This window comes from Clavibacter davisi (genome assembly GCF_052751415.1).
Genome location: NZ_CP199882.1, coordinates 507,550 through 531,802 on the forward strand (window position 1 = coordinate 507,550; position 24,253 = coordinate 531,802).

The 24,253-nt window shown below is 69.3% G+C and carries 26 protein-coding genes; 9 read left to right on the forward strand and 17 right to left on the reverse strand.

Translation table 11 applies throughout. From position 1 onward, the window contains the following. Positions 1 to 43: 43 nt before the first annotated feature. Positions 44 to 1,336 (forward strand): DNA methyltransferase, encoded by a 1,293-nt coding sequence (locus tag ACU4ZT_RS02485; RefSeq protein WP_445337796.1) that lies wholly within the window; start codon positions 44 to 46, stop codon positions 1,334 to 1,336. Here ACU4ZT_RS02485 and ACU4ZT_RS02490 read toward each other — a convergent pair. From ACU4ZT_RS02490 to ACU4ZT_RS02515, 6 genes are all read right to left on the reverse strand, one after another. Next, a complete protein-coding gene (locus ACU4ZT_RS02490; RefSeq protein ID WP_445337797.1) occupies positions 1,333 to 2,382 on the reverse strand; it encodes a hypothetical protein in 1,050 nt (349 codons plus the stop codon). The genes ACU4ZT_RS02485 and ACU4ZT_RS02490 overlap by 4 nt on opposite strands. Next, positions 2,375 to 3,022, reverse strand: a complete 648-nt coding sequence (locus ACU4ZT_RS02495) for a hypothetical protein (protein ID WP_445337798.1) — start codon at positions 3,020 to 3,022, stop codon at positions 2,375 to 2,377. Before ACU4ZT_RS02495 ends, ACU4ZT_RS02490 begins: the two co-directional genes overlap by 8 nt. Beyond that, a complete protein-coding gene (locus ACU4ZT_RS02500; RefSeq protein WP_445337799.1) occupies positions 3,019 to 5,055 on the reverse strand; it encodes an AAA family ATPase in 2,037 nt (678 codons plus the stop codon). The genes ACU4ZT_RS02495 and ACU4ZT_RS02500 overlap by 4 nt, the downstream gene beginning before the upstream one ends. Before the next feature lie 204 nt (positions 5,056 to 5,259). After that, on the reverse strand, positions 5,260 to 5,427 hold the full coding sequence (locus ACU4ZT_RS02505; RefSeq protein ID WP_445337800.1) for a response regulator transcription factor: 168 nt from the start codon (positions 5,425 to 5,427) through the stop codon (positions 5,260 to 5,262). Positions 5,428 to 5,453: 26 nt separating this feature from the next. Continuing rightward, the gene (locus ACU4ZT_RS02510) at positions 5,454 to 6,506 is read right to left on the reverse strand and encodes a hypothetical protein (RefSeq protein WP_445337801.1); all 1,053 of its coding nucleotides are present in this window, start codon (positions 6,504 to 6,506) and stop codon (positions 5,454 to 5,456) included. After that, positions 6,503 to 6,925: a PadR family transcriptional regulator gene (locus tag ACU4ZT_RS02515; RefSeq protein WP_445337802.1), complete on the reverse strand. Its 423-nt coding sequence runs from the start codon at positions 6,923 to 6,925 to the stop codon at positions 6,503 to 6,505. The genes ACU4ZT_RS02510 and ACU4ZT_RS02515 overlap by 4 nt, the downstream gene beginning before the upstream one ends. A gap of 123 nt (positions 6,926 to 7,048) precedes the next feature. Between ACU4ZT_RS02515 and ACU4ZT_RS02520 the strand changes: the two genes are divergently transcribed. The 4 genes from ACU4ZT_RS02520 to ACU4ZT_RS02535 all read left to right on the forward strand — a co-directional run bounded on the left by ACU4ZT_RS02520 (position 7,049) and on the right by ACU4ZT_RS02535 (position 10,546). Beyond that, complete coding sequence (locus ACU4ZT_RS02520; protein WP_445337803.1) at positions 7,049 to 7,972, forward strand: alanyl-tRNA editing protein; 924 nt, start codon at positions 7,049 to 7,051, stop codon at positions 7,970 to 7,972. 125 nt (positions 7,973 to 8,097) lie between these two features. Then, complete coding sequence (locus tag ACU4ZT_RS02525; RefSeq protein WP_063072471.1) at positions 8,098 to 8,616, forward strand: hypothetical protein; 519 nt, start codon at positions 8,098 to 8,100, stop codon at positions 8,614 to 8,616. A 24-nt stretch (positions 8,617 to 8,640) separates the two neighbouring features. Beyond that, the gene (locus ACU4ZT_RS02530; RefSeq protein WP_445337804.1) at positions 8,641 to 9,675 is read left to right on the forward strand and encodes an aldo/keto reductase; all 1,035 of its coding nucleotides are present in this window, start codon (positions 8,641 to 8,643) and stop codon (positions 9,673 to 9,675) included. A gap of 97 nt (positions 9,676 to 9,772) precedes the next feature. Further along, positions 9,773 to 10,546: a lysophospholipid acyltransferase family protein gene (locus ACU4ZT_RS02535; protein WP_063072470.1), complete on the forward strand. Its 774-nt coding sequence runs from the start codon at positions 9,773 to 9,775 to the stop codon at positions 10,544 to 10,546. A gap of 302 nt (positions 10,547 to 10,848) precedes the next feature. Here ACU4ZT_RS02535 and panD read toward each other — a convergent pair whose 3' ends face one another. Further along, positions 10,849 to 11,265 (reverse strand): aspartate 1-decarboxylase, encoded by a 417-nt coding sequence (gene panD / locus ACU4ZT_RS02540; protein ID WP_445337805.1) that lies wholly within the window; start codon positions 11,263 to 11,265, stop codon positions 10,849 to 10,851. Positions 11,266 to 11,494: 229 nt separating this feature from the next. Between panD and ACU4ZT_RS02545 the strand changes: the two genes are divergently transcribed. After that, positions 11,495 to 12,577, forward strand: a complete 1,083-nt coding sequence (locus ACU4ZT_RS02545) for a YihY/virulence factor BrkB family protein (protein ID WP_063072468.1) — start codon at positions 11,495 to 11,497, stop codon at positions 12,575 to 12,577. A 54-nt stretch (positions 12,578 to 12,631) separates the two neighbouring features. On the opposite strand, the gene ACU4ZT_RS02550 is transcribed toward ACU4ZT_RS02545, so the two are convergent. Further along, positions 12,632 to 14,158 (reverse strand): cryptochrome/photolyase family protein, encoded by a 1,527-nt coding sequence (locus tag ACU4ZT_RS02550; protein WP_445337806.1) that lies wholly within the window; start codon positions 14,156 to 14,158, stop codon positions 12,632 to 12,634. 146 nt (positions 14,159 to 14,304) lie between these two features. On the opposite strand from ACU4ZT_RS02550, the gene ACU4ZT_RS02555 reads away from it, so the two are divergent. Further along, positions 14,305 to 15,699 carry a glycosyltransferase family A protein gene (locus ACU4ZT_RS02555; RefSeq protein ID WP_445337807.1) on the forward strand — a complete coding sequence of 465 codons (1,395 nt, stop codon included), beginning with the start codon at positions 14,305 to 14,307 and terminating at the stop codon, positions 15,697 to 15,699. Here ACU4ZT_RS02555 and ACU4ZT_RS02560 read toward each other — a convergent pair. The 3 genes from ACU4ZT_RS02560 to upp form a co-directional block, all read right to left on the reverse strand. Beyond that, positions 15,696 to 16,139, reverse strand: coding sequence for a MarR family winged helix-turn-helix transcriptional regulator (locus ACU4ZT_RS02560; protein WP_254654579.1), 444 nt, complete (start codon positions 16,137 to 16,139; stop codon positions 15,696 to 15,698). The two genes, ACU4ZT_RS02555 and ACU4ZT_RS02560, sit on opposite strands and share 4 nt — an antisense overlap. 321 nt (positions 16,140 to 16,460) lie before the next feature. Then, complete coding sequence (locus ACU4ZT_RS02565; protein ID WP_063072465.1) at positions 16,461 to 17,252, reverse strand: winged helix family transcriptional regulator; 792 nt, start codon at positions 17,250 to 17,252, stop codon at positions 16,461 to 16,463. Between the two features lie 390 nt (positions 17,253 to 17,642). After that, on the reverse strand, positions 17,643 to 18,281 hold the full coding sequence (upp, locus tag ACU4ZT_RS02570) for a uracil phosphoribosyltransferase (RefSeq protein WP_041464689.1): 639 nt from the start codon (positions 18,279 to 18,281) through the stop codon (positions 17,643 to 17,645). 68 nt (positions 18,282 to 18,349) lie between these two features. Between upp and tadA the strand changes: the two genes are divergently transcribed. Then, positions 18,350 to 18,790: a tRNA adenosine(34) deaminase TadA gene (gene tadA, locus ACU4ZT_RS02575; protein ID WP_175345528.1), complete on the forward strand. Its 441-nt coding sequence runs from the start codon at positions 18,350 to 18,352 to the stop codon at positions 18,788 to 18,790. Positions 18,791 to 18,815: 25 nt separating this feature from the next. On the opposite strand, the gene ACU4ZT_RS02580 is transcribed toward tadA, so the two are convergent. The 4 genes from ACU4ZT_RS02580 to ACU4ZT_RS02595 form a co-directional block, all read right to left on the reverse strand. Continuing rightward, entirely contained in the window at positions 18,816 to 19,064 is a 249-nt protein-coding gene (locus tag ACU4ZT_RS02580; RefSeq protein ID WP_063072463.1) for a hypothetical protein, read from the reverse strand. Between the two features lie 209 nt (positions 19,065 to 19,273). Beyond that, a complete protein-coding gene (locus tag ACU4ZT_RS02585) occupies positions 19,274 to 19,534 on the reverse strand; it encodes a hypothetical protein (protein ID WP_445337808.1) in 261 nt (86 codons plus the stop codon). 141 nt (positions 19,535 to 19,675) lie between these two features. Then, entirely contained in the window at positions 19,676 to 19,909 is a 234-nt protein-coding gene (locus ACU4ZT_RS02590; RefSeq protein WP_270980287.1) for a hypothetical protein, read from the reverse strand. A 173-nt stretch (positions 19,910 to 20,082) separates the two neighbouring features. After that, positions 20,083 to 21,000, reverse strand: coding sequence for a cation diffusion facilitator family transporter (locus tag ACU4ZT_RS02595; protein WP_063072460.1), 918 nt, complete (start codon positions 20,998 to 21,000; stop codon positions 20,083 to 20,085). A 131-nt stretch (positions 21,001 to 21,131) separates the two neighbouring features. Here ACU4ZT_RS02595 and proC point away from each other — a divergent pair, with 131 nt between their 5' ends. After that, a complete protein-coding gene (gene proC, locus ACU4ZT_RS02600) occupies positions 21,132 to 22,007 on the forward strand; it encodes a pyrroline-5-carboxylate reductase (protein WP_445337809.1) in 876 nt (291 codons plus the stop codon). A gap of 40 nt (positions 22,008 to 22,047) precedes the next feature. Here the strand turns inward: proC and ACU4ZT_RS02605 are convergent, their stop codons facing one another. Both ACU4ZT_RS02605 and ACU4ZT_RS02610 read right to left on the reverse strand, forming a co-directional pair. After that, the gene (locus tag ACU4ZT_RS02605) at positions 22,048 to 22,716 is read right to left on the reverse strand and encodes a potassium channel family protein (RefSeq protein ID WP_043671599.1); all 669 of its coding nucleotides are present in this window, start codon (positions 22,714 to 22,716) and stop codon (positions 22,048 to 22,050) included. 53 nt (positions 22,717 to 22,769) lie between these two features. After that, positions 22,770 to 24,194, reverse strand: a complete 1,425-nt coding sequence (locus ACU4ZT_RS02610; RefSeq protein WP_414748431.1) for a TrkH family potassium uptake protein — start codon at positions 24,192 to 24,194, stop codon at positions 22,770 to 22,772. Positions 24,195 to 24,253 lie beyond the last annotated feature (59 nt).

A 24,253-nucleotide genomic window follows, 5' to 3' on the forward strand; every position in this document is an offset into this window, starting at 1 on the left:
GCGAGTTGGTTGCATCCCAGTCCGGAATTCTCAGAAAGTCGCGATGAGTCAGAACGCAGCGTTCGCACAGTGGACCGCGAGTCGAGCACTGCATGCTATCGGCACGAACCATAAGTCGGCGCCCATCCCATTCCAATCCTGGAAAAATTTTAAAGAAGCGTTTGCCCCGGAGCTTATTTTCCGAGCGATAGACGAATCTGAGCTCGACGTAGATCGAATCCTCGATCCCTTCGGCGGATCTGGAACAACTTCCCTCGCTGCACAATTCTTAGGCGTCCACCCTGTCACGTGCGAGGTAAATCCATTTCTCGCTGATCTTATAGAAGCTAAGCTAACTAACTATGAAATATCGAGCCTCCGCTCCGATATTGACGTTATTCTGCGCCGAATAGAGGTTCTCCGGCATGAGGTAGCGGGTTGGGAGCCGGCCGCCCATACCAGACGATGGCTGCCTCCGACATTCGTCGAACCGGGGCATAATGAGCGATGGCTTTTCTCCAAAAAGCTGAATTGGTTCATAGAGCAAGTTCTCGAAGAAGCTACTGAGCTTGTGGATGACAAAAACGCTCGCCTAGTCAAGGTCATAATAGGCGGTGTCTTAGTCGACCTTAGTAATGCCCGAGTAAGCGGCAAGGGACGCCGTTATCGAAATTCTTGGAAGGAACGCGAGACTTCTACCGACCGTGCAGCGTCCGTTATGTCGGACGCCCTACGCGACGCATTATCGGATGTGTGTAACCACAATGCTCGTGCGTGCCTAACGTATGAATTAATCCGAGGCGACGCGCGGAAGACGATGGGATCCATCGAGGCTGTTGATTTATGCGTTTTTTCGCCCCCTTATCCAAACTCGTTTGACTACACGGATGTATACAACATAGAGCTGTGGATGCTGGGGTACCTCAAGGATATGAAGGAGAATAGGTCCCTTAGGTCTGCCACGATCTCATCCCACGTACAAATTAGCCGCGATTACTCGCCAGCTCCGAAAGAATCGCCGTTACTAAAAATGACGCTGGAGCGGTTGGAGCAATCTAGCCAGCACCTTTGGAGTCCTCACATACCGGCCATGATCGGCGCATACTTTGCCGAGATGGACGCTATTCTGAGGTCAACGTTAGGGGTCTTGCGCCCTAAGGGTCAGAGCTGGCTGGTGGTTGGCGATAGTCGATACGCGAATGTGGATGTTCCGGTCGCCCTGATTCTTGAGGAGCTCGCGACCGCGATGGGATACCTGCTCATACGGCAAGAGCCTTTCCGGTCTATGAGAGCATCGCCTCAGCAAGGCGGGGCAATGGAACTTGCCGAGACGTTACTCGTGCTGCAACGGCCTTAGCTCGCATTAATCTTTGAATTGGCTACATGTTCTCGATAGCGATCGTGAGTAGAGTGCAGGTACCAACGGTCGAGGGCCACGTTTAGCGTACTTGCCTTGGCCCTGAATGGTACATACGGGTCATCGTCGGGTGCTACGTCTCGCATGTCAAAGCAGCACAACTGAGCCCATGGAATAGACCACTCTTTAGCGTATGCGTGCGCCTGGTGCATGCCCTTTGCGATGCTTTCTTCAGCTTTTTCCCCCTTGCGAAGGACCTTCAACTCAAGTAGTCCAAGGTATACCTTTGTGTTTTCAGAAACGGAAACTAAAGCGATATCAAATCGTCCAGCGTCTGTCATTTCTTCTTCAGTTGCATGCAAGCCGGGAAAAGCTCCAATAAACGCGGCTCGCACCAGAGCTTGAATGGCCTTTTCGGTATTTGGAACTGGCCTATACTTCGCCCCGTCTCGCCAGAGCTTAGTGCTCCCGTACATGCCTCCTGGCGTCTTCAATGACTGGTGGTAGAGGCGGTCGATCGCAGCACGAGTGTCTGCGGGGGAGGCCACAGAAATATCCACGAAGTCGTACTCTGCGCGACTTGTTTCCTCGTTCGCGACGCCCGATTCGAAAAAGACCAACGGGCTTGAATCCGCATCGGGTAAGTAAAGCAAGGTCGGCACCTGACTTAACATTGGGTGTTCACTCGCGCTCTGGAGAAGGCCCTCTCCGTCCAGGTCGTGATCCTTAAAGTCGCCGGAGGAAGCGGATACGTTAACAAACCACTGTTTGCCGGTAAAGTCTATCTGTCCTTGAGAGAGAAGACGTCTTTTTGTTGTGGAGTCGGATGCTTCTGGTGGGGGAGGGCCGAGGAAAAAAATGGCTGGTTTGGTCGAGTCTGAATTCGCCAGCTGCTTGTTTTCTTTTCGGGCCAAAATAATCTTAACCGCACCGCTGAGGAAGCGCTGAGCATCTGGGAGTCCCGAATCCATGCCCTCACCGCGGCTCGAAGCTATCGTGGCCTGCATCGCTGCTTGGGAGAAGACTTGATCGAAGCCGCTAGCCATGACTGGAGGCAGTGCGTCGCAGATGGGCTATGTACAAACCAACTCGCTCTCCGCTCGCTAAAGCGTGCCCGGGGTCGACCAGCTCGGAGAAGCGGTCGGCAACTTTAGCCGTCAGGTTTTCGGAGGCACCTGGCGAGAACTCAATCAAACGATTAACGCTCACGGAGGGGTCTGAGTAGGAGGCGTCGTATCGGAACAAGTCGATAACGTCATCACTCTGGGCAAGACCGAGCCCAATTTCGAGGTACAAATCGCTACGTTCGCGCTCATCTTCAAAGAGGTCGAGCCTCCTCAACAGCTCATGAGACCTACCCTCTTCCAGACGACAGGTCGCCTCGAGAGCCCATCGCTGCAGATGGTCTTGGACGTAAGAAAAGTTGTCTATCTTGACGACGCCGCGCCACACCAGTGTATCTAGGGCTCTTTGCAGGCGGGGGAAGAAGGGCAGTCCGTCTCGCTTGAGGACCTCCGTAGTCGACGCTTCGACGCCCCAGACGGAGGAGAGTGCTTCGGCCAAATACGCGAACGCGTGGAGGTACGAGAAGCGAATGGGCTCGAGGCCAGCTTTGCGGGCAGCGGCGATGAGCTGGACGCAGTGGACTTCGTCCCTGACTGCCTGGTCGTCCTGTTGTTCCGTCACGAGTTTGGTGTTACGCCGAAACCGGTGTCCTCGAAGAGGCGTGCTTTGGCTGCCTGGTATTCTGGCATCAGGGACCTCACCGCTGCTGTAGGGGCAGCCAGCGCAAACATGTCAACGAGGCCGGGGCCATCGGGGTTGCTGTCTCTAAACTCGGAAACCAGTTTTGGTATAAAGCCTCCGCTAGATAAGTTTGAAGTTAAAACAAGCTTGCTTAGTTTTCCGGACTTGACGTATGCATTGAGAACTTCTGCAGCCTTGGTCTCAAACACGGCGTCAAGGCTGGAGTCAGGTGAGTCAATAACGAGCGTGCCGGCCGAATGCGCGCTGGCGACACTAACCAATGCCATTCTGAACGCGAGGTCAATAAACTCTCTTTGACTTTCGGACACCGAATCAGCCGACGATCGCGGAGTGGGGCTCGCGAAGTCATTACCACTCATTGTAAGCCCAAAGTGCGGAAATGGAACCGAATTACCCATCTGTCCCACTCGCTCAGCAAGGGGGGCGTAAGTCAGGGTGTTGGACTCCAGTAAGAATGCGGAAGCGTAGCGAGTGAATGCCTGCTCGAGTTCCGCGGCTCGGGATAAGATTCGCTTTGTCATCTCGGCGATAAAACGTTCGAACTCTGTGCGTTGCTCGAGTAGTTCGGCGTCAAGGCGAGCTAGTCGTCGTTTCAGCACTTTCTGCTCAGTTTCTGCTTCTCGCATCTCTTCGGAAGGTTCCGGAAGGGAGCTATTTAGTTCTTCGACTCGTGCCTCGAGCTGCCTTACGTCGTATCGGCGGCCGCGCGAACTGTCGAGTGACTCGCGGTAGCGACGGTCGTCTTCGTCTGCCCTCTGCTTGTTTGCAGCAACTTGAGCATAAAGAGCTTCCAGTTTATGGAGGGCCTCTTCCAGGCGGCGCTCGTCCAGTGAGGAGGTGCGCGGCTGCTCTGGAATATGCTGGTCCTGGCCGCAGAGGGGGCATAGTCCTGTTTGCAGCCGATGCTCAAGTGTCTGGGCGTATTCGGCTGCATCCTGGCCGCAAGCGACACAGGTTCCAGAAGACAGCATCTGGGTAAGGATGTATCGTGCCGAGCTACTTTGGTCCGGTAGGGCGTTTGCTATGTGCGCAAGCTTAACATGCTCATAGCCACGCTTAGCGTCTTCGAGGGCGCTTTCGGCGAGAAGGTATTCAAGGCGACTGTTTTTGCGGGCCTGGTCTAATTGGACTATTTCCTCAGTATCGTCTTCAAGTTGTTCTAGTAAGGCGCTAAGCGCTGCCTCCTTTTCGTTTAGCTCAGCTGTTACGTCATTAAGCATGGATTGTTTGCTCTGTTGAACGTCAAGGTATGTCGTTGTGCGATAGACGACGGCACTGACGTTTCGGCGCTCGCTGTCTAGCTGTAGTATTCGACGTTCTTGCGCCACCCAGGATAGGGAATCCGATGGCGGGAGGAACAGGGGTCGAAGAACCTGTCTTTGGGCCGCTGCGTCCCAAACGAGCGCTCTTCTGTCCTCTTGGTAGAAGGTGACATAGCGGAGAAGTAGCACCCAATCAGAAAACGAACCGAGGCCCGCCGCGCTAGCTAGGGCGTCCTGAAGTTGACTTTCGGATGCGTATAGATTTTTGGCGACGCCCTCATCTCCGGCGCTGACAAGTGACATATCCTTTAGGCGACGTGTGATTGTAAAGCGTGTGACGCCACACGATAGCGTTATTGTTGCGCGTGCTTCACGTGCGCCGTCGTTCACTCGGTCCGCGAAGTGCCGCCGCTTTTTGGCGGAAAGTTCTCGGACTGCAAGGTTTGCTCTCCCGAGCGAGTCGTTATCCGCACCGGGAATGTCAAACGGTCCCGTAAGCATGCGGAAGAGTAGGGAGACAAAAGTGGACTTGCCGATTCCATTCGCTCCGAGCACTAGCGTGATTCCGCGCGAAAGGTCCACCTCGATCGCGTTGTGGCCGTTACTTAAACCGGGGTATAGTCCGTAGTTTGTTATGTTAACGCTCTGAAGAACGGGCATGTTGACCATATATGTTCCCCCATGCAGCATCGGTTTGCGCCTGTGGCTCTAAATGTTCGTCAGTCTAGTGCTTCGTGGGCGCGGTGGCTCTGCCTACGGGGCAGAAGGTTAGAGGTTCGAATCCCTCCGGGCGCACGGCACCTCCAGGTGCATCTCTCTGGTTGAGACGGAATGCCGTACGGTCCACCACTGGTGGGTCGTACGCGTATCCGGACAGTGCCCGGATCCGGCCCCTCAGCGCGTCGTCGCGAGCGGCGCCACAACGCGGTTCTCATAGGCCCAGATCGTGGCGTGCAGGCGGTCGCGCACACCGAGCTTGCGGCTGACGTAGGTCTTCACGGTCGTGGGCGCGAGGGGCAGCGCCCCCGCGATCTCCGCGTTGGAGGGCCCGCGCGCGACCAATACGAGGATCTCCCGCTCGCGCGCCGTCAGGCGCCCGGTCGCCGCCCGGTCGCCGTCCGGTACGGGACGCTGATGGTCGAGGAGTGCTCACGGGGTGCGCCCGGGGGAAGGGCGCGGCGTTGGGTCGGATTCCGTCGCGCCGTCGGGCGTCCTTTGCCGATCTGTTCGGCCGTCAGCCCGTTCGTGCGCCCGGCGTCGAGGGGCGACAGCGGGAAGGCGTTCCACGCGCCGGAGCTCGGCAGAGCCTGCTCGCCGGTCACCGGATCCTGCTCCGCGAACGCCGGGGGCACGACGGTGAGCGGCTCCCCGTCCTGGTCGAACAGCTGCACGCGATCGAGCAGGTTCCCCTCCGCGTCGTAGGCGAACACGTTGCCGATCCTCTTGCCGCCGAGCGTGAGCCCCTGCGGGACGTAGGACGTGTTCGAGGACGAGGGGGCGACGTACCGGGTCTCGCCGGCATCGTGTGCGGCGAGCGGGATCAGCACCACGAGCGCCAGGGCCGTGACCACGCTGACCGCGGCGCGGAGGTGCCGGAGCCACCTCGTCGGCGCCCATCGTCCGCGACCCCACTGCACGCTGATCGCGACGAGGGGGACGAGCAGGAGCCAGCCCCTCGGTCCGCGCGGCATGAGGAGGGACCCGCTGTGCACGCTGAAGAACACGGCGAGCACGACGAGAATGCACTGGTAGGCCGCCCACGCCCGCAGCAGCCACCACACCGGACGGAAGGCGATCAGCAGGTCGAGGGTCGCGGAGAGCTCGCGCCTCGCCCGGATCCGCGCGAGGAGGGCGTCGCCGCGATCGCGCACGCCCTGGCGCAGCTGCGCGAGCGTCGAGGTCGGAGCGGCCTCGACCGCGCGCTCCGGCAGCCCCGCGGAGGTGCGCAGCTCGTCGGCGTAGCGCACGGGGTCGTCGAGCCGGAGCACGCCGTCGTGATCCGCGGCCTCCTCCTGCAGGTCGGCCTCGAGGCCGCCCGTGAGGTCGTCGACGTCCTCGGGGTCGAGGTCGTCGAGGTGCGCGCGCACGGCGGCGGCGAACGCGGCGATGCGGGTGTCGAGGGCGGGATCTGCGGTGTTCACGGCTTTCCTCCGATCGTGCGGACGTTCCCGGAGGCGGCACCGCGCCCCTCGCTGGTGCCGCCGGCCCTCCGGGTGTGGGCGGACGGCGACGGGGTCGTCTCGGTCTCTCCGAGCAGCCCGCCCATGGCGGTCGCGAAGGCCGCCCACGTCGCGCGCTGCCCGGCGAGCAGCTCCCGGCCCTCCGGGTTGATCGCGTAGTACTTGCGATGCGGACCGCCCTCCGACGGGACGACGTAGCTCGAGAGAGCACCCGCCGCGTAGAGGCGGCGGAGCGTGCCGTACACCGAGGCGTCGCCGACGTCGCCCAGCCCGGCGTCGCGGAGGCGGCGGACGATGTCGTAGCCGTACCCGTCGTCGTGCTGCACGACGGCGAGCACGGCGGTGTCGAGCGCCCCCTTGAGGAGCTGCGTGGTGTCCATCAGGTGTCCTGTCCCATGCGTCGCACGGTATCACGCGGTGCACAGTACCTCGGAGTGCCGCGCACGTGCGTGTCCGTGGTCGCGGGCTCTGCGAGGATCGGGGCACACCGACCCGGGAGCCCCATGACCACGATCCCCGAAAGCGCCGCCGCGCCCGCCGCCTCCCTGCCGCCGACGCGCGTGACGTACCCGGCGGGATCCACCTCCTCCACGGGCACCGTCCTCCGCGTCGACTGCCGCGCTGACGGCACGCTCGCCGTCGTGCTCGACGCGACCGCGTGCCACCCGGTCGACTCCGCCTGGCCCGACCAGCCCGCCGACCGCGCCGTGCTCCGCGTGCGGGGCGCCGGGATCGAGGTGCTCGACTGCGTCGTGGGCGCGGCGTCCACGGATCCGGGGGAGGGCGTCGCCGCGCTCCACGTCGGCGCCGAGGTGCCCGTCAAGAAGGGCGCCGACGGCTGGTCCTTCGTCGCGGTGCACCTCGTCCCGGGCGACGCCGACGTCCGGGAGAGCGACGCGGCCGAGGTCGCGGTGGATCCCGAGCACCGCCGGGCGCTCAGCGCCGGCCACACGGGCTGCCACCTCGCCTCCCTCGCCCTCGACCGCGCGCTCGCCGACGCCTGGACCAAGGAGGTCCCGACGGACGCGCTGGGCGCGCCCGGCTTCGACGCGCTCGCGATCGACACGTCCCGCATCGGCCGGTGGTCGTCGGTCGACACCTACCGCCTCGGGAAGTCGCTGCGGAAGAAGGGGTTCCCGACGGACGCGCTCGTCGAGCACCTCGACGAGGTGCGGGAGCGGGTCGACGCCACGCTCGCGGCCTGGGTCGCGTCCGGCGCGCCCGCGCGGATCGAGCGCGAGGGCGACCTGCTCACCTCCCGCCGCTCCTGGGTGTGCGAGCTGCCGGACGGCACCGCGCGCATCCCGTGCGGCGGCACGCACCTCGACGGCCTCGCCGCGCTCGCCTCCGTCACGGTCGAGCTGGAGGCCGAGGAGGCCGACGGCGCGGTCGTCGTGCGGATGCGCACCGCCTGCGTCCCGGCCTGACGCGCACGGGTCGGGGTGCTGCGGTATCCCCGCACCTCCCGTGTCGGGTACCGTTGACAGGCGCCGTCCGGCCGACCGGCATCCTCGGTCCGGCGACGGCGCGGTGATGGAAAGCGGTATCGAACGTGGCAGCAACCCCCGCGACGAAGTGCTCGGTCTGCGGCAAGGCGAACCCCGTCGGCATGGCCACGGGCAACATCCTCGACCACGGTCGCAACCACGAGCGCTGCCCGGGCTCCGGCAAGCCGCCGGCCGTCTCGACCAAGCCCGCCTCGGCGGCCGCGAAGTCGGGCACCGCCCCGTCGCGCAAGCCCGCGAGCGAGGCCGCCAAGCGCGAGCCCAGCCGCAAGACCACGCCGGCCAAGGCCGCCGGCCCCACGCGCGGCGTCACCGTCCGCCGCGTCGAGGTCGACACCGAGCGCCTGCGCCTCCGCGAGGAGAAGCTCGAGCGGATCCGCGTGCAGCGCGAAGAGGCGGCCCGCCGTCGCCTCGGCGACTACATCGTGCCGCTCGACGCCGACGGGCAGGAGGCCCCCGAGGCCGACATCACGTTGGAGACCATGGACGACGAGGCCGAGGCCACGGTCGAGCCCGGCGCCTCCACGGAGTCCGATGTCGCCCCCGCCCCGGACGGCCGCCCCTGACGCCTCGCGCGTAGCGTGGCGCTCATGACAGAGCAGTCCACGGAGCAGCCCACCACCCACCTCGGACGCACCGGCGTGGAGGTCTCGCGCCTCTGCCTCGGCACCATGATGTTCGGCGCCTGGGGCGAGACCGACCACGAGAAGTCCATCCGCGTGATCCACCGCGCCATCGACGCCGGCATCACCTTCATCGACACCGCCGACATCTACGCGTACGGCGAGTCGGAGGAGATCGTCGGCAAGGCCATCGCGCAGTCCGGCCGCCGCGACGACCTCATCCTCGCCACCAAGTTCTTCAACGGCATGAAGCCCGAGGCGAACTTCCGCGGCGGCTCGCGCCGCTGGATCATGCGCGCTGTCGAGGACTCCCTGCGCCGCCTCGGCACGGACCACATCGACCTGTACCAGATGCACCGGCCGGACGAGCACACGGACATCGAGGAGACCCTCGGCGCCCTCACCGACCTCGTCACGCAGGGCAAGGTGCGCTACATCGGCTCCTCCACGTTCCAGCCCAGCCAGGTCGTGGAGGCCCAGTGGATCGCGCGCGAGCGCGGCACCGCGCGCTTCGTCACGGAGCAGCCGCCGTACTCGCTCCTCACCCGCGGCATCGAGGCGGACCTCCTCCCCACCACCCAGCGCCACGGCATGGGCACGCTCGTGTGGAGCCCGCTCGCGGGCGGCTGGCTCTCCGGCAAGTACCGGAAGGGCCAGGACATCCCGAAGACGCACCGCAACGACCGCGACCCGTCGCGCTACGACCCGTCCGACCCGAAGTTCGCGGCCGCCGACCAGCTGGGCGCCCTCGCCGACGAGCTCGGCGTGCCGCTCGTGCACCTCGCGCTCGCGTTCGTGCTGCGCCACCCGGCGGTCTCCAGCGCGATCATCGGCCCGCGCACCATGGAGCAGCTGGAGTCCCAGCTCGACGCGGCGAACCTGGAGCTCGATGCCGCGACGCTCGACCGGATCGACGAGATCGTCCCGCCCGGGCAGAACGTGAACCCGGCCGACACCGGCTTCTCCAACTACTGGCTGGATCCCGCCAAGCGCCGCCGCTGACGGCGGGCGCCGATCGGGCGCGCATCGGGCGCCGACGGACGATCCGCCGACCGTCGGCGCCCGGCATCCGTCGATCCCGTCCCCGTAGGGTCGACGCATGAGCCGCCTCCCCCGCGAGCCCGTCTACGGGACCGCTGTGATCCTGGGCCGCGCGCTCTTCGGATCCCTCCGCCTCCGCCTGGTCGCCGAGGGCCGCGAGAGCATCCCGGACACCGGCGGCGCCGTCATCGCGATGACCCACTTCGGCTACCTCGAGTTCGCCCTCGTCGAGTGGGCGACCTGGCTGCACCACCGCCGGCGGATCCGCTTCCTGGCGAAGAAGGGCGCGTTCGACCAGCCCGGGGTCGGCTGGGTCCTGCGGCGGATGCGCCACATCAGCGTCGACATGGGCGCGGGCGCCGCCGCCTACGCGGACGCCGTCCGGGCCCTGCGCTCGGGCGAGCTCGTCGGCGTCTTCCCCGAGGCGGGGGTCAGCGCGTCCTTCCGCGTGCGGGAGCTGAAGACCGGGGCCGCGCGCCTCGCCGCGGAGGCCGGCGTGCCGGTGATCCCCGTCGCCGTCTGGGGCGGGCACCGGCTGCTGACCAAGAACCGGCGCATCCGGCTGCGCGACCGCGTCGGCGTCCCCGTCCACGTGCGCGTGGGGGAGCCGATCGCCGTGGCGCCCGACGCGGATCCGCGCCAGGTCACCGACGCCCTCCGCGTCGAGCTCCAGTCGCTGGTCGACGCGCTGCAGGACGCGTATCCCGTCGACGGGCGCGGCGCCTGGTGGCAGCCGCGGCATCGGGGCGGGGCGGCGCCGACACCCGAGGAGGCGGCGGCGGCCGACGCGGAGCGCGACGAGCGGCGGCGACGGCGCGCCGAAGGGCGCTGAGCGAGCGGCGGCACGGCTGAGGGCCCGGGGACGCGCATGCGTCCATCCCGGCGGGGGAGATGAGACCGGCCCGGACCTTCGAGGCCCGGGCCGGTCTGCGCACGAGGACGTCTGTTACCCGCAGACGAACCGGCTGGTGCGGTACCGCTCACCCGAAGAGCCGTACCGGATGCCTACACGGTAGCCCGGCATCCTGGGATCACCCCCGGGTATGCGGGAATGTGCCCCGGACTGGGGGTCACGACCTGTGTCCGTCGTTTGGGGGACCCGATACAGTGCGTGACCCGATCGATCGGCCCGGGTCACACCGGCTCGGCCAGCGGGGACCGCTCGAGGTCCGGCGCGGGAGGCGCGGTGGGGTCCGCGTCCACCAGCCGGATGCGGTTCGCCGCGTCCACGTGCACCACGCGCGGCTCGAGGGCGCGCGCCTCGGCGGTGTCCATCTGGCCGTACGCGATGAGGATCACGACGTCGCCCACGTCCACGAGGTGCGCGGCCGCGCCGTTGATGCCGAGCACGCCGCTCCCGCGCTCGCCGGCGATCGTGTACGTGTCGAGGCGGGCGCCGTTGGTGACGTCGACGATGCTGACGCGCTCGCCCACGAGGATGTCGGCGGCGTCGAGCAGGTCGCGGTCGACCGTGACGGAGCCCACGTAGTGGAGGTCGGCGTGCGTCACCGTGGCGCGGTGGATCTTCGCGGTCATCATGGTGCGCAGCATGCGTGCTCCTCGGCGGGCGGTTCCGTGCGCGCGGAGGCGGAGCACGGTGATCGCACGAGGCGATCACGAGGGGCAACGCGCGGCGTCCGGCGGATGTTCCGGCGGGTGCCGGATCCCGGAGCGCGACTCCCCCGGGTGAGTGTACGAGACCCCGGCGGGCTATGCGCTCCCGTCCCGGCGGGCCACTCTGGGACAGGGGACCCGACCCGCACACCACACGGAGGCACCAGTGGCACGACACGACACCGCCGGCACGATCGACGACCGGCCCGACGAGGAGGACGCGCGCAAGCCCGACTCCCCGACGGAGATCGAGAAGCCGTCCTGGAAGTACGTGCTCCGCAAGACCATGCGCGAGTTCGGATCCGACCAGTGCACCGACATCGCGGCGTCGCTCACCTACTACGCGGTGCTCTCGCTGTTCCCGGCGCTCATCGCGATCATCTCGCTGCTCGGGGTGTTCGGGCAGGGGCAGCAGACGGTCGACGCCGTCACCGACGTGATCCAGCCCATCGCGCCGAGCGCGGTGGAGCTGCTCGCGCCCATCATCCAGGGCTTCGTGGATTCCCCCGCCGCCGGCTTCGCCCTCGTCTCCGGCATCGTGCTCGCCGTCTGGTCGGCCTCCGGCTACGTCGGCGCGTTCAGCCGGGCGATGAACCGCATCTATGAGATCCCCGAGGGCCGACCGTTCCTCACGCTCAAGCCCACCCAGCTCGCCGTCACGGTCATCGGCATCGTGATCCTGCTGGTGTGCGCCCTCATCATCGCGATCTCCGGCCCCGTCACCGAGGCCATCGGCGCGGCGCTCGGCCTCGGCCCGACCGTGCAGATCGTGTGGTCCATCGCCAAGTGGCCGGTGCTCGCGTTCGCGATCGTGCTGCTCATCGCGATCCTCTACTACGCCACCCCCAACGCGAAGCAGCCGAGGTTCCGCTGGATGAGCATGGGCGCGGCCATCGCGCTCGTCGTCCTGGTGCTCGCGAGCGTCGGCTTCGCGTTCTACGTCACGAACTTCTCCAGCTACGCGAAGAACTACGGCGCGCTCGCCGGTGTCGTCGTCTTCCTGCTCTGGCTCTGGATCGCGAACCTCGCGCTGCTGTTCGGCGCCGAGTTCGACGCGGAGCTCGAGCGGGGCCGCCAGCTCCAGGCCGGGATCGCGGCCGAGGAGACCATCCAGCTGCCGCCGCGCGACACGAAGGTCAGCGACAAGAAGGCGGCAGCCGAGCGCGAGGACGTGAAGCGGGGCCGCGGGATCCGCGAGCGGCACGAGCGCGAGGAGCGCCTCGGACACCGCGAGGGCGACGACGCCTGACCGGATGCGCCCGGCCGGGCCCGCGTGGAGCGATCGCCGCGCGGGCCCGTGGCGTCAGCGGTCCTTGACCTCGTCGTAGGCCGCCAGCGCGCGGCGCCGCGACTCCTTCAGGTCGACGATGGGCGACGGGTAGGCCGCGAGCCCGCCCTCGGCGCTCGCGTCGGCGTCGTCCTCCGCGCTCGCGACCAGGTCGCCCATCGCCTTCCACGGCTCGTGCACGACGTCGCGCGGCGCGTGCGCCAGCTCCGGCACGTAGGAGCGGATGTACTCGCCCGACGGGTCGAACTTCTGCCCCTGCAGCACCGGGTTGAACACGCGGAAGTAGGGCGCGGCGTCGGCACCGGATCCCGCGACCCACTGCCAGCTCGCCGCGTTGTTCGCGGAGTCCGCGTCGACGAGCGTGTCCCAGAACCACTGCTCGCCGTGGCGCCAGTCGATCAGCAGGTTCTTGATGAGGAACGAGGCGACGACCATCCGCACCCGGTTGTGCAGGTGCCCGTCCTTCCAGAGCGCGCGCATGCCGGCGTCCACCAGCGGCACGCCCGTCTCGCCGCGCTGCCACGCGCCGAGGGTGTCGTCGCTCGGCTCGGCCCACGGGAACGCGTCGAACCGCGGCGTGAAGTTCCGGGTCGCGAGGTCGGGCTGGTGGTACAGCAGGTGGTAGCTGAACTCCCGCCAGCCGAGCTCGGAGAGGAACTTGGTCGCGTTGACCTCGTCGCCGCCGACCTTCTTCCCGCGCGTCAGCTGGATCCGGTGCCACACCTGGAACGGGCTCACCTCGCCCCAGCGCAGGTACGCGGAGAGCCGCGAGGTCGTCATCGCGGCGGGCTCGTCGCGCTGGGCGGCGTAGTCCTCCAGCTCGTGGTGCACGAAGTCCTCGAGGCGCTGGAGACCGGCGGCCTCGCCCGGGTCGCACGCCTCCCGGAGGCCGGCGGCCCAGTCCGGCTTCGTGGGCAGCAACTCCCAGTCGTCGAGGCCGTCCGAGCGGGGCGCCTTCCGCGGCGCGTCGAGCTCGTGTGGCGCGGGGAACGGCCTCCGCGGCTCCTCCCGCTCCTGCACGGTCTTCCAGAACGGCGAGTAGACGCGGAACGGCTCGCCCTGCTTGTTCGCGATCGTCCACGGCTCCACGAGCAGCGATCCCTGGAAGCTGCGCACGTCGAGCCCGCGGTCGCCGAGGCGCTTCTTGATCGCCGTGTCGAGGGCGATCTCCGCTCCGCCGTAGCGCCGGTTCCACAGCACCGCACCCGCGCCGAGCTCCTCCACGAGGTCGTCGAGGATCCCCGAGGCCGCGCCGCGCCGCAGCACGAGCGGCGATCCGAGCTCCCGCAGCGACTCCCCGAGGCGCGACAGGCTCATGTGCAGCCACCAGCGGGCGGCACCGCCGAGCGGGCGGATCCCGTCGCTCTCCTCGTCGAGCACGTACAGCACCACGATCGGCTCGCCGCGCTCGACGGCCGCGTGGAGCGCGGGGTTGTCGGCCACGCGCAGGTCGTCGCGCAGCCACACGACGGTCGGTCCGGGGGCTCCGGCGGCGTCCTCCCGGGCGTCGGATCCGCGGTCGGGGGCGTCGTCGTCGCTCATGCGTCGAGCCTAGGACGGTGTCGCGGCGCGCGACCCGGGCGACGTCGCTGCGCGGACCGGGCCGGGCGGCACGTAACATTGCACACGGCAGTGCGCGTCCGTCCGGGTCCGACCGCCGACACGGATCCATCGTCGTGGAGAGGCCCATGGACAACGACAGCACCGCCCTGCCCCCGCCCGCACAGCCCCGGATCGGTCGCACCGCGCCGGTCTCGGCGGTCATGGTCGCAGGCGACGCCGGCGCCACCATCGCGCGCTCGCTCGCCTCGATCCTCGCCCAGAGCGTCCCGCCCGAGCGCGTCTTCGTCGTGGTCGCGGGCAGCCGGGACGACACGTTCGCGGTGGCGCGCACGTTCAACGGGCGCCACGCGCACCGGGTCCCGGGCCCGGGACCGTCGAGCACGACCGTGACGGTGATCGACCGCGGCCCGCGCGAGGACTCCCTCCGCTCCGCCTACGACTTCGCCCTGCGGCTCGTCGGCGATGACGCGTCCGTCCTCCTCGTGTCGCCCGACGCCGAGCTGGATCCGGGCGTGCTCGAGCTCCTCGCCGCCGCCCTCGACCGCGAGCCGCGGGTGACGACCGCATCCGCCCGACTCGATCCGCGTCCGACCGGGCGCGGCGGCCCCCTCGCGGCCGGCCTCCGGCTCCTGCAGCGCCACTGGGCGATGGGCGCGGTCGAGACGGGCACCGACCTCGGCCTCGCGGGTCCCGTGCCGCTCGCGCCCGCCACGCTCCTGCGGCTCCCCGCCGGCGACGCGGCCGCGACGGATCCGCGCCCCTCGGCCGACGGCATCGTCACCGCGCTCCTCGCGGGCGCGGACCGCACGATCCTGGTGCCCGGGGCGACGGCCCGCGTGGACACGGCCGTGAGCTGGGCCACGCTCCGGATCCGGCGCGACAGGTGGAGCGCGAGCGTCGGACGCCTCACGCGCTCCGCCGCCGGCATCGATGCGGGGGATCGCCGCCGGGCGCGCCTCGCCGTGCTCCGCATCGGCGTCGGGCCCGTCCTGCGCGTCCTGTCCTACGGCCTGGCGCTGCTCTACCTGGCCGCGGCGTCGCTCGAGGGCACCCTGCAGCCGGCCTGGTGGTGGGCGCTGCCCCTCCTCGTGCGGCTGCCCCTGCACATCCGGACCCTCCGCAAGATCCGCGAGCGGACCCTCGCGGACGTCGTGTTCGGTGCCACCTACGTCCCGCTGGAGCTGGGCGAGTCCGCGTACGGCGTCTCCCGGATCCGGGACGGGCTCCGCCGCCTGACGCCGCGCGGCGGACGGCGGCCGACGCCCGGCTCCGTCGCGACGCCGTGGGGTGCCGTCGACGCCGTCGCCGCGATCGTGGTCGCCGCGCTCGTCGTGGTCGTCCTGGCTCTCGCCGCGATGGACGGGCCCGCGGGGGACGCCGCGACGACCCTGGTCGGCTGGGCCGCGGTGGTCGTCACGTCCGTCGACACGGCGATGGCGCTCCTGCGCCTCCTCGTCGCCCGGGGCGGCCCCTTCGCGCGGTCCGACGACGCGGTCGGCCGCGGCCGGTCGGCGCGCTAGAACTCGGCGACGCCGCCGCGGAGCTTGTCGGTGAGGGTCCGCAGCGTCTCGAGCTCGTCGGCGCTGAGCGCTCCGCCGACCGTCGCGGCGATCGACTCCATGTGCACGCGCGCGACCGCCCGGAACGCGGCGTCCCCGGCGTCCGTGAGCCGCACGATGGTGGCGCGCCCGTCGCTCTCGTCGCCGCACTTGACGACGAGGCCGCGCGACACGAGCCGGTCGATGAGGCGGCTGACGCTCGGCTGCGTGAGGAGCACGTGCTGGTTGAGGTCGCGCAGCCGCAGGCGGCCCTCCGGCTGGCGCGAGATGTTGAAGAGCACGTCGTACTCGTTGAACGAGAGGTCGCGGCTGGGGAACTCGGCCGAGAGGCGGCGCATCACGCTGACCTGGGCGCGGAAGAGCGACTCCCAGGCCCGCACGGCGTCCGCGGTCTCGCCCACCAGGCCTCCTCGTCGGTGCGCGCCCGCGTGACGACCGGGGAGCGCTCTCGATCGGAAGTCTAGTGAGGGCGAGATGGCGTGATGCCCGGCGGCGACTCGCCCCGGACATGACTGAGGGCCGACCCCAGAGGCATGGGGCCGGCCCTCTCCCTTGCACCAGGAGTGTCCTGCGATCACATTCCGTCTCCACCGCCACAGCAAACGGTGGGGACGAGAAGACTGTATAACGATCCCGTAACGCTGCGCTACCCGATGGGGGCCCTGCGCGCTGGGAGTCCGCCGACAGCTCCGCAAGGAGGGCCTGGGCGGGGCGGCTCCGCGTCAGAAGAGGTCGGGCGACGCGGTGCTCGTGTGGTGCACGGCGACGTCCGCGTGGCGGTCGAAACGGTACCCCGCGCCGCGCACGGTGCGGACGATCTCCTCGTAGCGGCCGAGCTTCGAGCGGAGGCGGCGGATGTGGACGTCGATGGTGCGCTCGTTCGGCACGTCGTCCTCGTCGCCGGTCGACCACAGCGACGCGATGAGCTCCGACCGCTCGATGGTGCGGCCCTCGCGGAGGACGAGGTACTGCAGCAGCTCGAACTCCTTGTAGGTGAGGGGCGCGACCTCCTCGTCCAGGACGACGCGCTTGCGGGAGAGGTCGACGACCACGCCGCTCGTGGCGCGCTCCTCCTCGTCCGGCTGCTCGCGGTGCTGGGCGACGGCCGCGGGATCTTGCAGGGCGAGGCGCACCACGTCGAGGTCACGGCCTCCGGCGCCCTCGGGGGCGAGGGCGACAGCGGCGTGCGTCTCGATGCCGGGGGCCAGCTCCGCGGCGAGGCGCTTGAGCGCGGCGACGACGGTGCCGAGGTCGGTGCCCGCGGATGCCGCCTTCAGTTCATCGAGGCCGACGTAGAGGGCGAAGCCGCGGGCCTCGGTGCCCTCGGGCACGGCGCGGAGGCGGGCCGGACGGGCGGCGGGGGCGGCCGTCGGCACGGCGGTGGGAGCCGCGGGAGCCGGCGCCGGCTGCGGACGCCGGACGGACGGCGCCAGCGGGGCGGCCGCCCGGAGGACGGGTGCGGTGGGAGCGGAGCGGAGGAGGGTGCGGGCGGGGTCGATGGTCGCGAGCGACATGGCGGTGTCCTTGTGATGATGCGGGTGCGGCGCAGCAGGGGTGCGCGGGACCACGGGGAGTGCGAGACGCCTCAGGGGGCGGATGCGCCGGTGACGGCGGGGAGGGCCGGCGACGGACTCGTCGCAGGACCGCTCAGGCGAAGGGGGCGGGTCAGGCCGACATTCGACAGGACATCGCGACACGGCCGGGCATCATCATGCCGGCGACTCCCGAGGCCTCGGAGGAGGTCAGGACGTGCGCGTTCAGAGTCATGGGGAGAGCATGCACGGATCCGTGCGCCCGTGTCAACAGCGGTGGCCGGAATCGTGCGGGACGCGCAGGAATCGTGCGTGGACGCGCGACGGCGCCCGTCCCCGAGGGGGCGGGCGCCGTCGCACGCGTGATGCGGGTCAGTGCGCGGCGGTGCCGTACAGGCGGTCGCCCGCGTCGCCGAGCCCGGGGATGATGTAGCCGACCTCGTCGAGCTTCTCGTCGAGGGCGCCCAGCACGATGGTGACCTCGCGGCCCGCGGTGGCCTCCTCGACGGCCTTCAGTCCCTCGGGAGCGGCGATGAGGCAGATGCACGTGACGTCGACGGCGCCGCGGTCGAAGAGGTACTCGATCGCCGCGATGAGGGAGCCACCCGTGGCGAGCATCGGGTCGACGACGAAGCACTGGCGGTTCGAGAGGTCGGTGGGGAGGCGCTCGGCGTAGATGTCCGGCTGCAGCGTCTCCTCGTTGCGGACCATGCCGAGGAAGCCGACCTCGGCGCTCGGCATGAGGCGCATCAGGCCGTCGAGCATGCCGAGGCCCGCGCGGAGGATGGGGACCACGAGCGGCTTCGGGTCGCTGAGCGTGAGGCCCTCGGCCGGTGCGACCGGGGTCTGCACCGTGATGGTCTCGACGCGCACGTCGCGGGTGGCCTCGTACGCGAGGAGCGTGACGAGCTCGTCGGCGAGGCTCCGGAACACGGGTGAGGGGGTGGTGCGGTCCCGCAGCGCCGTCAGCTTGTGCGTGATGAGCGGATGGTCGGCTACGTGGACTCGCATAGGCTCCATTCAATCAGCAAGGGGGAACGCGATTGGACCTCCACGTGCCCGACGACTTCGATCGCTGGATGGCCGTGGCGCTCGACGAGGCCCGGGCCTGCGCGGCCACCGGCGACGTGCCCGTGGGCGCGGTCGTGGTGGATGCGTCCGGCGCCGTCGTCGGACGCGGCCGCAACCTCCGCGAGGCGCGCCAGGATCCCACGGCGCACGCCGAGGTGGAGGCGCTGCGCGAGGCCGCCGCGACGACCGGCGATCGGCATCTCGTGGGCACGACTCTGGTCGTCACGCTCGAGCCGTGCGTGATGTGCGCCGGGGCGATCCTCGCGGCCCGCGTGCCCCGCGTCGTCTTCGGCGCGTGGGACGAGAAGGCCGGCGCGGCGGGATCCCTCTACGACGTGCTCCGCGACCGTCGCCTGCCGCATCGTGCGGAGGTGTTCGCCGGCGTCGCGGCCGAGGAGTGCGCGCGCCTGCTGGACGGCTTCTTCGCGGAGCGCCGCACCGACGCCTGATCCGGCGTCCGGAGCCGGCCCGGGATCAGCAGCGCGGGCACTCGGGGGCAGGCGACTTCGGGTGGGGCTTGATGTTGCGGTGCGAGTGATAACCGTATCCCCCGTAGTCGAATCCCAGCAGCGTCGCGACGTCCCCGCCGGTGGCCGCCGAGGCGGTCCGCGCGGTGGTGGTCGTCGGTGCGTGAGCGGCCTCGGCCTGGGCGGCCGTGGTCGCCGTGAGGACCAGCCCCAGGGCGAGGGCGGCCGCTGCCGCGGTCTTCGTGGCGTGGGTCATCGGGGGTCTCCTCGTGTGGCGGCGTGATCGGAGCGGTGTGCTCGGCATCGGTTGCGGACAGGGCGCGATGCCGGTCCGGCCGTCATGGTCGCAGCGAGGGGCGTGCGTCGTGCGGCCTGTGCACATCTCGCGGCCGCGTGGTCGCGAGATGTCGTGGCGGGCATCGCGCGGGCCCCGCGTCGGGCGGACATGCGGCCCCGTCCACGGCTTCAGCTGGCGCAGTGGCGGCAGATGGGAGCCAGCCCGGCGTGCGTCGGGTCGTCATTGAGGTGGGAGCCGTGGCGCGGCGGGATGCCGCGGAACCGGTGGGCTCGCGTGGGCAGGTAGTCGCCGCCGAACGCGGCGATCCGAGCCGTGGCGGTGGTGGTCGTCGGCGAGTGAGCGGCCTCGGCCTGGGCGGCGGTGGTCGCCGTGAGGACCAGCCCCAGGGCGAGGGCGGCCGCTGCTGCGGCCCCCGTGGCGTGCGTCATCGCTGGTCTCCTCCGGTGGCGGCGTGATCGGAGCGCTGTGCTCGAGCATCTGCCGTGGACGCATCGCGACGACCGTCCGGGCGACATGGTCGCAGCGCGGGGTCGGATGGGGACCGGGTTGTGCACCGGCCGGAGCCCGTGTCATCCGTGGCGGTGCGCCTGCCCGGGGGTGGTGTGCGTCGCGGCGGGGCGGTGGTGGTGCCCCGGGAGCGGAGGCGGGGTGTCCCCGGAACCCCAGGCGATCGACTGCGACTGGGCCGGATCACCGGTGATGGTCGGCGCGTAGCGCGTGTCCGCGTGGGCGGCGCTGGTCGCGGCGAGGCCGAGCGCCAGGGTGAGAGCGGCGGTGGCGGCGGTCGTGATGGCACGTGTCATGGTCGTTCTCCTCGGTCTCCGGGGATCCGTCGCGCCTCGTGCGTCGGGCCCGAGCGCTCGCGACCCGCGGGTCCCCTGACCCGCCGGCCGCCATGGTGGCAGCGCCCGAGGGCGCGAGGGGCGGGCTCTGCACATCAGGGATCGTGTTGCCTGCCGGGCGCGGGAGCGGCGGATCAGCGCGTCGCGACCCGCACGTCGGGCTCGAGGTAGATGACCCGCGCGACCGGGACGGCCTCGCGCACGCGGCGCTCGATCGCGTCGATCCCGGCGGCCACGTCGCCCAGCGAGCTGGTGGCCGGCATCGCGATCTTCGCCGCGACGAGCAGCTCGTCCGGGCCGAGGTAGAGCGTCTTCATGTGGATGATCGACTCGGCCTCGTGTCCGGCCGTGATGGCGGCGCGGATGGCCGCGAGGTCCGGCTTCGACGCGCCCTCGCCGACGAGCAGGCTGCTCATCTCGACGCCGAGGACCACGGCGACCGCCACGAGCAGCACGCCGATGAGCAGGGTGCCGATGCCGTCGTAGATGCCGTTCCCGGTGACGATCGACGCGACGACGCCGAGGAGCGCGAACACGAGGCCGGAGAGCGCGGCCGTGTCCTCGAGCAGCAGCACGGGGAGCTCGGGGCTCTTGGCGCGGCGCACGAACTGCACCCACGTCTGGTTCCCGCGCAGCGGGTTCGACTCCTTGATCGCGGTGCGCAGCGAGAACGACTCCAGGGCGATCGCGATGACGAGCACCACGATCGGCAGCCACGGCACGTCGAGCGGCTCCGGGTGCTCGATCTTGTGGATGCCCTCGTACAGCGAGTACACGCCGCCGACCGAGAACAGGATGATCGAGACGATGAACGCGTAGACGTAGCGCACGCGCCCGTAGCCGAACGGGTGCTCCTCGTCCGCGACGCGCTTGGCGCGCTTGCCGCCGATGAGCAACAGGATCTGGTTGCCGGAGTCGGCGAGCGAGTGGACGCCCTCCGCGAGCATCGACGAGGATCCGGAGAAGAACGCCGCGATGAACTTCGTGATCGCGATGCCGACGTTGGCCGCGAGGGCGGCGAGGATCGCCTTGCTGCCGTGCGATTCGCTCAAGGCGGGACCTCCTCGACCGGCGAGGCGGCTCGGGCCGCCCGGGCGCGCGTGCCCCGGTCGCCTCAGCCTAGCCACGCGGCGGGGGCGGTCGACCACCCGATCGGGCGACGCCCGGTCCCTAGGATCGGGGCATGCCCGACGCCTCCCGCCCCGCCCCGTCCGCCCCCGCCGAGGTCGTCCGCCTCCCGTCGCTCGCGATGCTCGGCACCGGATCCATGAACGGCGCCATCCTCGGCGGACTGCTGCAGCCGGGCGTCGAGGTCGAGGGCGACGTGCGCGTCACCACGCGCTCGGCCGCCAGCGCCGACGCGCTCGGATCGCGGGAGGGCGTATCCGCCGCCAGCGTCGAGGAGGACGCCGACGCGAACCGCCGCGCGGTCCGCGGCGCGCGCATCGTGGTCGTGGGCGTGAAGCCGCACCTGGTGCCGGACCTGCTGCGCGAGATCGCCGACGATCTGGAGCCCGGCGCGCTCGTGATCAGCGTCGCCGCCGGCGTGACCGTCGCGACCTTCGAGTCGCTGCTGCCGGACCACGTGGTGGTCGTGCGGTCGATGCCCAACACGCCGTCGCTCGTCGGCCGCGGGGTCACGGGCCTCGCCGCCGGCACGCACTCGAGCACCGAGGACCTCGCGCTCGCCCGCTCCGTGTTCGCCACGGTCGGCGACGTCGTGGAGGTGCCCGAGGGCCGCATCGACGCGCTGAGCACGATCTCCGGATCCGGCCCCGCCTACGTGTTCCTGCTCATCGAGGAGCTGACGCGGACGGCCGAGGCCAAGGGCTTCAGCCCCGACGAAGCGCGTGTGCTCGTGCAGGGGACCTTCCGTGGTGCGGTGGAGCTGCTCGCCGCGTCGGACGACGAGCCCGCGGAGCTCCGCCGCCGGGTCACGAGCCCCAAGGGCACGACCGAGCGGGCCGTCGAGGTGCTGCAGGCGGCGGACCTGTCGGGGCTGTTCGACCGCGCGACCGACGCCGCGCTCGCCCGGGCGCGGGAGCTCGCGGCCGGCTGAGCTGGCCGCCGGTCGAGCCGCGCCGGCGCGCACCCGCGGATCAGGACAGCGAGGCGAACCGCTCGATGTCGGCCGACGTGCCCGACACGATGATGAGGTCGTGGTTCGAGACGACGGTCTCGGCGGTCGCGTACGTGAACGGCTTGCCGGGCGTCTTCACGCCGACCACCGTGATCCGGTAGCGCCGCCGCACCGACGACTCCGCGAGCGCCATGCCGCGGATGGGCTTCGGCGGGTACATCTTCGCCAGCACGAAGTCGTCGTCGAACTCGATGAAGTCGAGCATCCGGCCCGACACGAGGTGCGCCACGCGCTCGCCCGCCTCGGCCTCCGGGTAGATCACGTGGTTCGCGCCGATGCGCTCCAGGATCTTGCCGTGCGACTGGCTGATGGCCTTGGCCCAGATCTGCGGGATCTTGAGGTCCACCAGGTTCGCGGTGATGAGCACGCTCGCCTCGATCGACGACCCGACCGCGACGACCGCGATGGAGAAGTCCTTGGCGCCCAGCTGCTGCAGCGCCTCGATGTTGCGCGCATCGGCCTGCACGGCGTGCGTCACGCGGTCCGACCACTTCTGCACGAGGCCCTCGCTCGCGTCGATCGCGAGCACCTCCCGGTCGAGCCGGGCCAGCTGGCCGGCGGTCGCGGCGCCGAAGCGGCCGAGCCCGATCACGAGCACGGGGGCGTTGTGGGGGATGCGTTCGCCCATGGTGGGGCCTTCCTGCTGCGGTGGATGCGGGGACGGGTGGGGCGACCGCCGGCTCAGCCGACGATCGGGCGCTCCTCGGAGCGCTGGAAGAGCTGTCGGCGGGTGCTTGCGGCGAGCGCGGCCGCGAGGGTCACGGTGCCGACGCGCCCCAGGAACATGGTGACCGCGAGCACGTACTTCGCGGGATCCGTGGCCTCGGCCGTGAAGCCCGTGCTGAGGCCCGAGGTGGCGAACGCGCTGATGGCGTCGAAGAGCACGTAGTCGAGGCGCTCGCCCGAGATCTGGAGCAGCACGATGCTGCTGAGCGCCACGGTCGTCGCGCCCCAGAGCACGATGCTCACCGCGAGGCGGAGCACGTCGCTCGGGATGCGGCGCTCGAACACCTCCATCGACTCGCTGCCGCGGGCCTCCGCGAAGGCCGCGAGGAACAGGATCGCGAGGGTGGTGACCTTGATGCCGCCGGCCGTGGACGCGGATCCGCCGCCGATGAACATGAGCATGTCGGTGACCAGCAGGCTCGCGTTCCCGAAGTCGCCCATGTCGAGCGTGGAGAAGCCGCCGGAGCGCGTCATGACCGAGAGGAACAGCGCCTGGAAGCCGTGCTGCACCGGATCCATGCGCGCGAACGTCTTCTCGTTGTCCCACTCGAGCACGACGTAGGCGAGCGTGCCCAGCACGATGAGGATGAGCGAGGTCCAGAGCGTGAGCTTCACGTGCACGGAGAAGCGCCTGGGCTTCCGCCAGCCGCGGTACACGGCGTAGATGACGGGGAAGCCGATGCTGCCGAGGAAGACGCCGATCATGAGCAGGCTGAGGAACCAGTAGTCCTGGTGGTACAGCTCGAACCCGGCCTCGCTGAACACGAAGCCCGTGTTCGTGAAGGCCATGAGCGAGTAGTAGAAGGAGTCGAGGGCGGCCTGGCCGACGGGGATGCCCTCCAGCAGGATCCGCGGGAACAGCAGCGCCGCGATGGACAGCTCGATGACGAGCGCGCTGATCGCGACCGTGAGCAGCAGCGTGCCGATCTCGCCGAGCTTCACGGCCTGGCCCTCGGCGACGGGGCCGTGGTGGATCCGCAGCGGGTTGCTGTCGCTCGCCGCCATGAGCCGCGCCTTGAGGCCGAGGCGGCGCGAGACGATGAGCCCCATGATCGACGCGAGCGTGAGCACGCCGATGCCGCCGATCTGCACGCCGAGCGCGATGAAGGCGTGGCCGAGCGGGGTCCAGTAGGTGGCCATGTCGACCGTCGCGAGGCCCGTGACGCAGATGGCGGACACGGCCGTGAAGAGCGCGTCGGCGAAGGGGGCGGTGTCGCCGGTGGACGTCATGCCGGGGAGCATGAGGATCGTCGTGAGGGTGAACACGAGCGCCGCGAAGATGAGGATCGCGAAGCGGGCCGGGGTGGAGTGCGCGAAGTAGTCGAGGAAGTCGCGGATGCGGCCGAGCAGCGGACGGCCCCTCTCCGGCTTGACGCGCATGGTCCCCTGTCCGCTCCGAGCCCTGTCGGCCCGGATGGTCATGGTACTGCGAGTGCGCG

Coding starts and splice junctions, on each gene's coding strand:
- ACU4ZT_RS02585 (WP_445337808.1), bottom strand. CDS start 19,534: ATGACGCACGCCACGGGGGCCGCAGCAGCGGCCGCCCTCGCCCTGGGG.
- panD (WP_445337805.1), bottom strand. CDS start 11,265: ATGCTGCGCACCATGATGACCGCGAAGATCCACCGCGCCACGGTGACG.
- ACU4ZT_RS02590 (WP_270980287.1), bottom strand. CDS start 19,909: ATGACACGTGCCATCACGACCGCCGCCACCGCCGCTCTCACCCTGGCG.
- tadA (WP_175345528.1), top strand. CDS start 18,350: ATGGCCGTGGCGCTCGACGAGGCCCGGGCCTGCGCGGCCACCGGCGAC.
- ACU4ZT_RS02550 (WP_445337806.1), bottom strand. CDS start 14,158: ATGAGCGACGACGACGCCCCCGACCGCGGATCCGACGCCCGGGAGGAC.
- proC (WP_445337809.1), top strand. CDS start 21,132: ATGCCCGACGCCTCCCGCCCCGCCCCGTCCGCCCCCGCCGAGGTCGTC.
- ACU4ZT_RS02535 (WP_063072470.1), top strand. CDS start 9,773: ATGAGCCGCCTCCCCCGCGAGCCCGTCTACGGGACCGCTGTGATCCTG.
- ACU4ZT_RS02500 (WP_445337799.1), bottom strand. CDS start 5,055: ATGCTGCATGGGGGAACATATATGGTCAACATGCCCGTTCTTCAGAGC.
- ACU4ZT_RS02485 (WP_445337796.1), top strand. CDS start 44: ATGAGTCAGAACGCAGCGTTCGCACAGTGGACCGCGAGTCGAGCACTG.
- ACU4ZT_RS02605 (WP_043671599.1), bottom strand. CDS start 22,716: ATGGGCGAACGCATCCCCCACAACGCCCCCGTGCTCGTGATCGGGCTC.
- ACU4ZT_RS02555 (WP_445337807.1), top strand. CDS start 14,305: ATGGACAACGACAGCACCGCCCTGCCCCCGCCCGCACAGCCCCGGATC.
- ACU4ZT_RS02610 (WP_414748431.1), bottom strand. CDS start 24,194: ATGCGCGTCAAGCCGGAGAGGGGCCGTCCGCTGCTCGGCCGCATCCGC.
- ACU4ZT_RS02530 (WP_445337804.1), top strand. CDS start 8,641: ATGACAGAGCAGTCCACGGAGCAGCCCACCACCCACCTCGGACGCACC.
- ACU4ZT_RS02565 (WP_063072465.1), bottom strand. CDS start 17,252: ATGTCGCTCGCGACCATCGACCCCGCCCGCACCCTCCTCCGCTCCGCT.
- ACU4ZT_RS02580 (WP_063072463.1), bottom strand. CDS start 19,064: ATGACCCACGCCACGAAGACCGCGGCAGCGGCCGCCCTCGCCCTGGGG.
- ACU4ZT_RS02520 (WP_445337803.1), top strand. CDS start 7,049: ATGACCACGATCCCCGAAAGCGCCGCCGCGCCCGCCGCCTCCCTGCCG.
- ACU4ZT_RS02515 (WP_445337802.1), bottom strand. CDS start 6,925: ATGGACACCACGCAGCTCCTCAAGGGGGCGCTCGACACCGCCGTGCTC.
- upp (WP_041464689.1), bottom strand. CDS start 18,281: ATGCGAGTCCACGTAGCCGACCATCCGCTCATCACGCACAAGCTGACG.
- ACU4ZT_RS02490 (WP_445337797.1), bottom strand. CDS start 2,382: ATGGCTAGCGGCTTCGATCAAGTCTTCTCCCAAGCAGCGATGCAGGCC.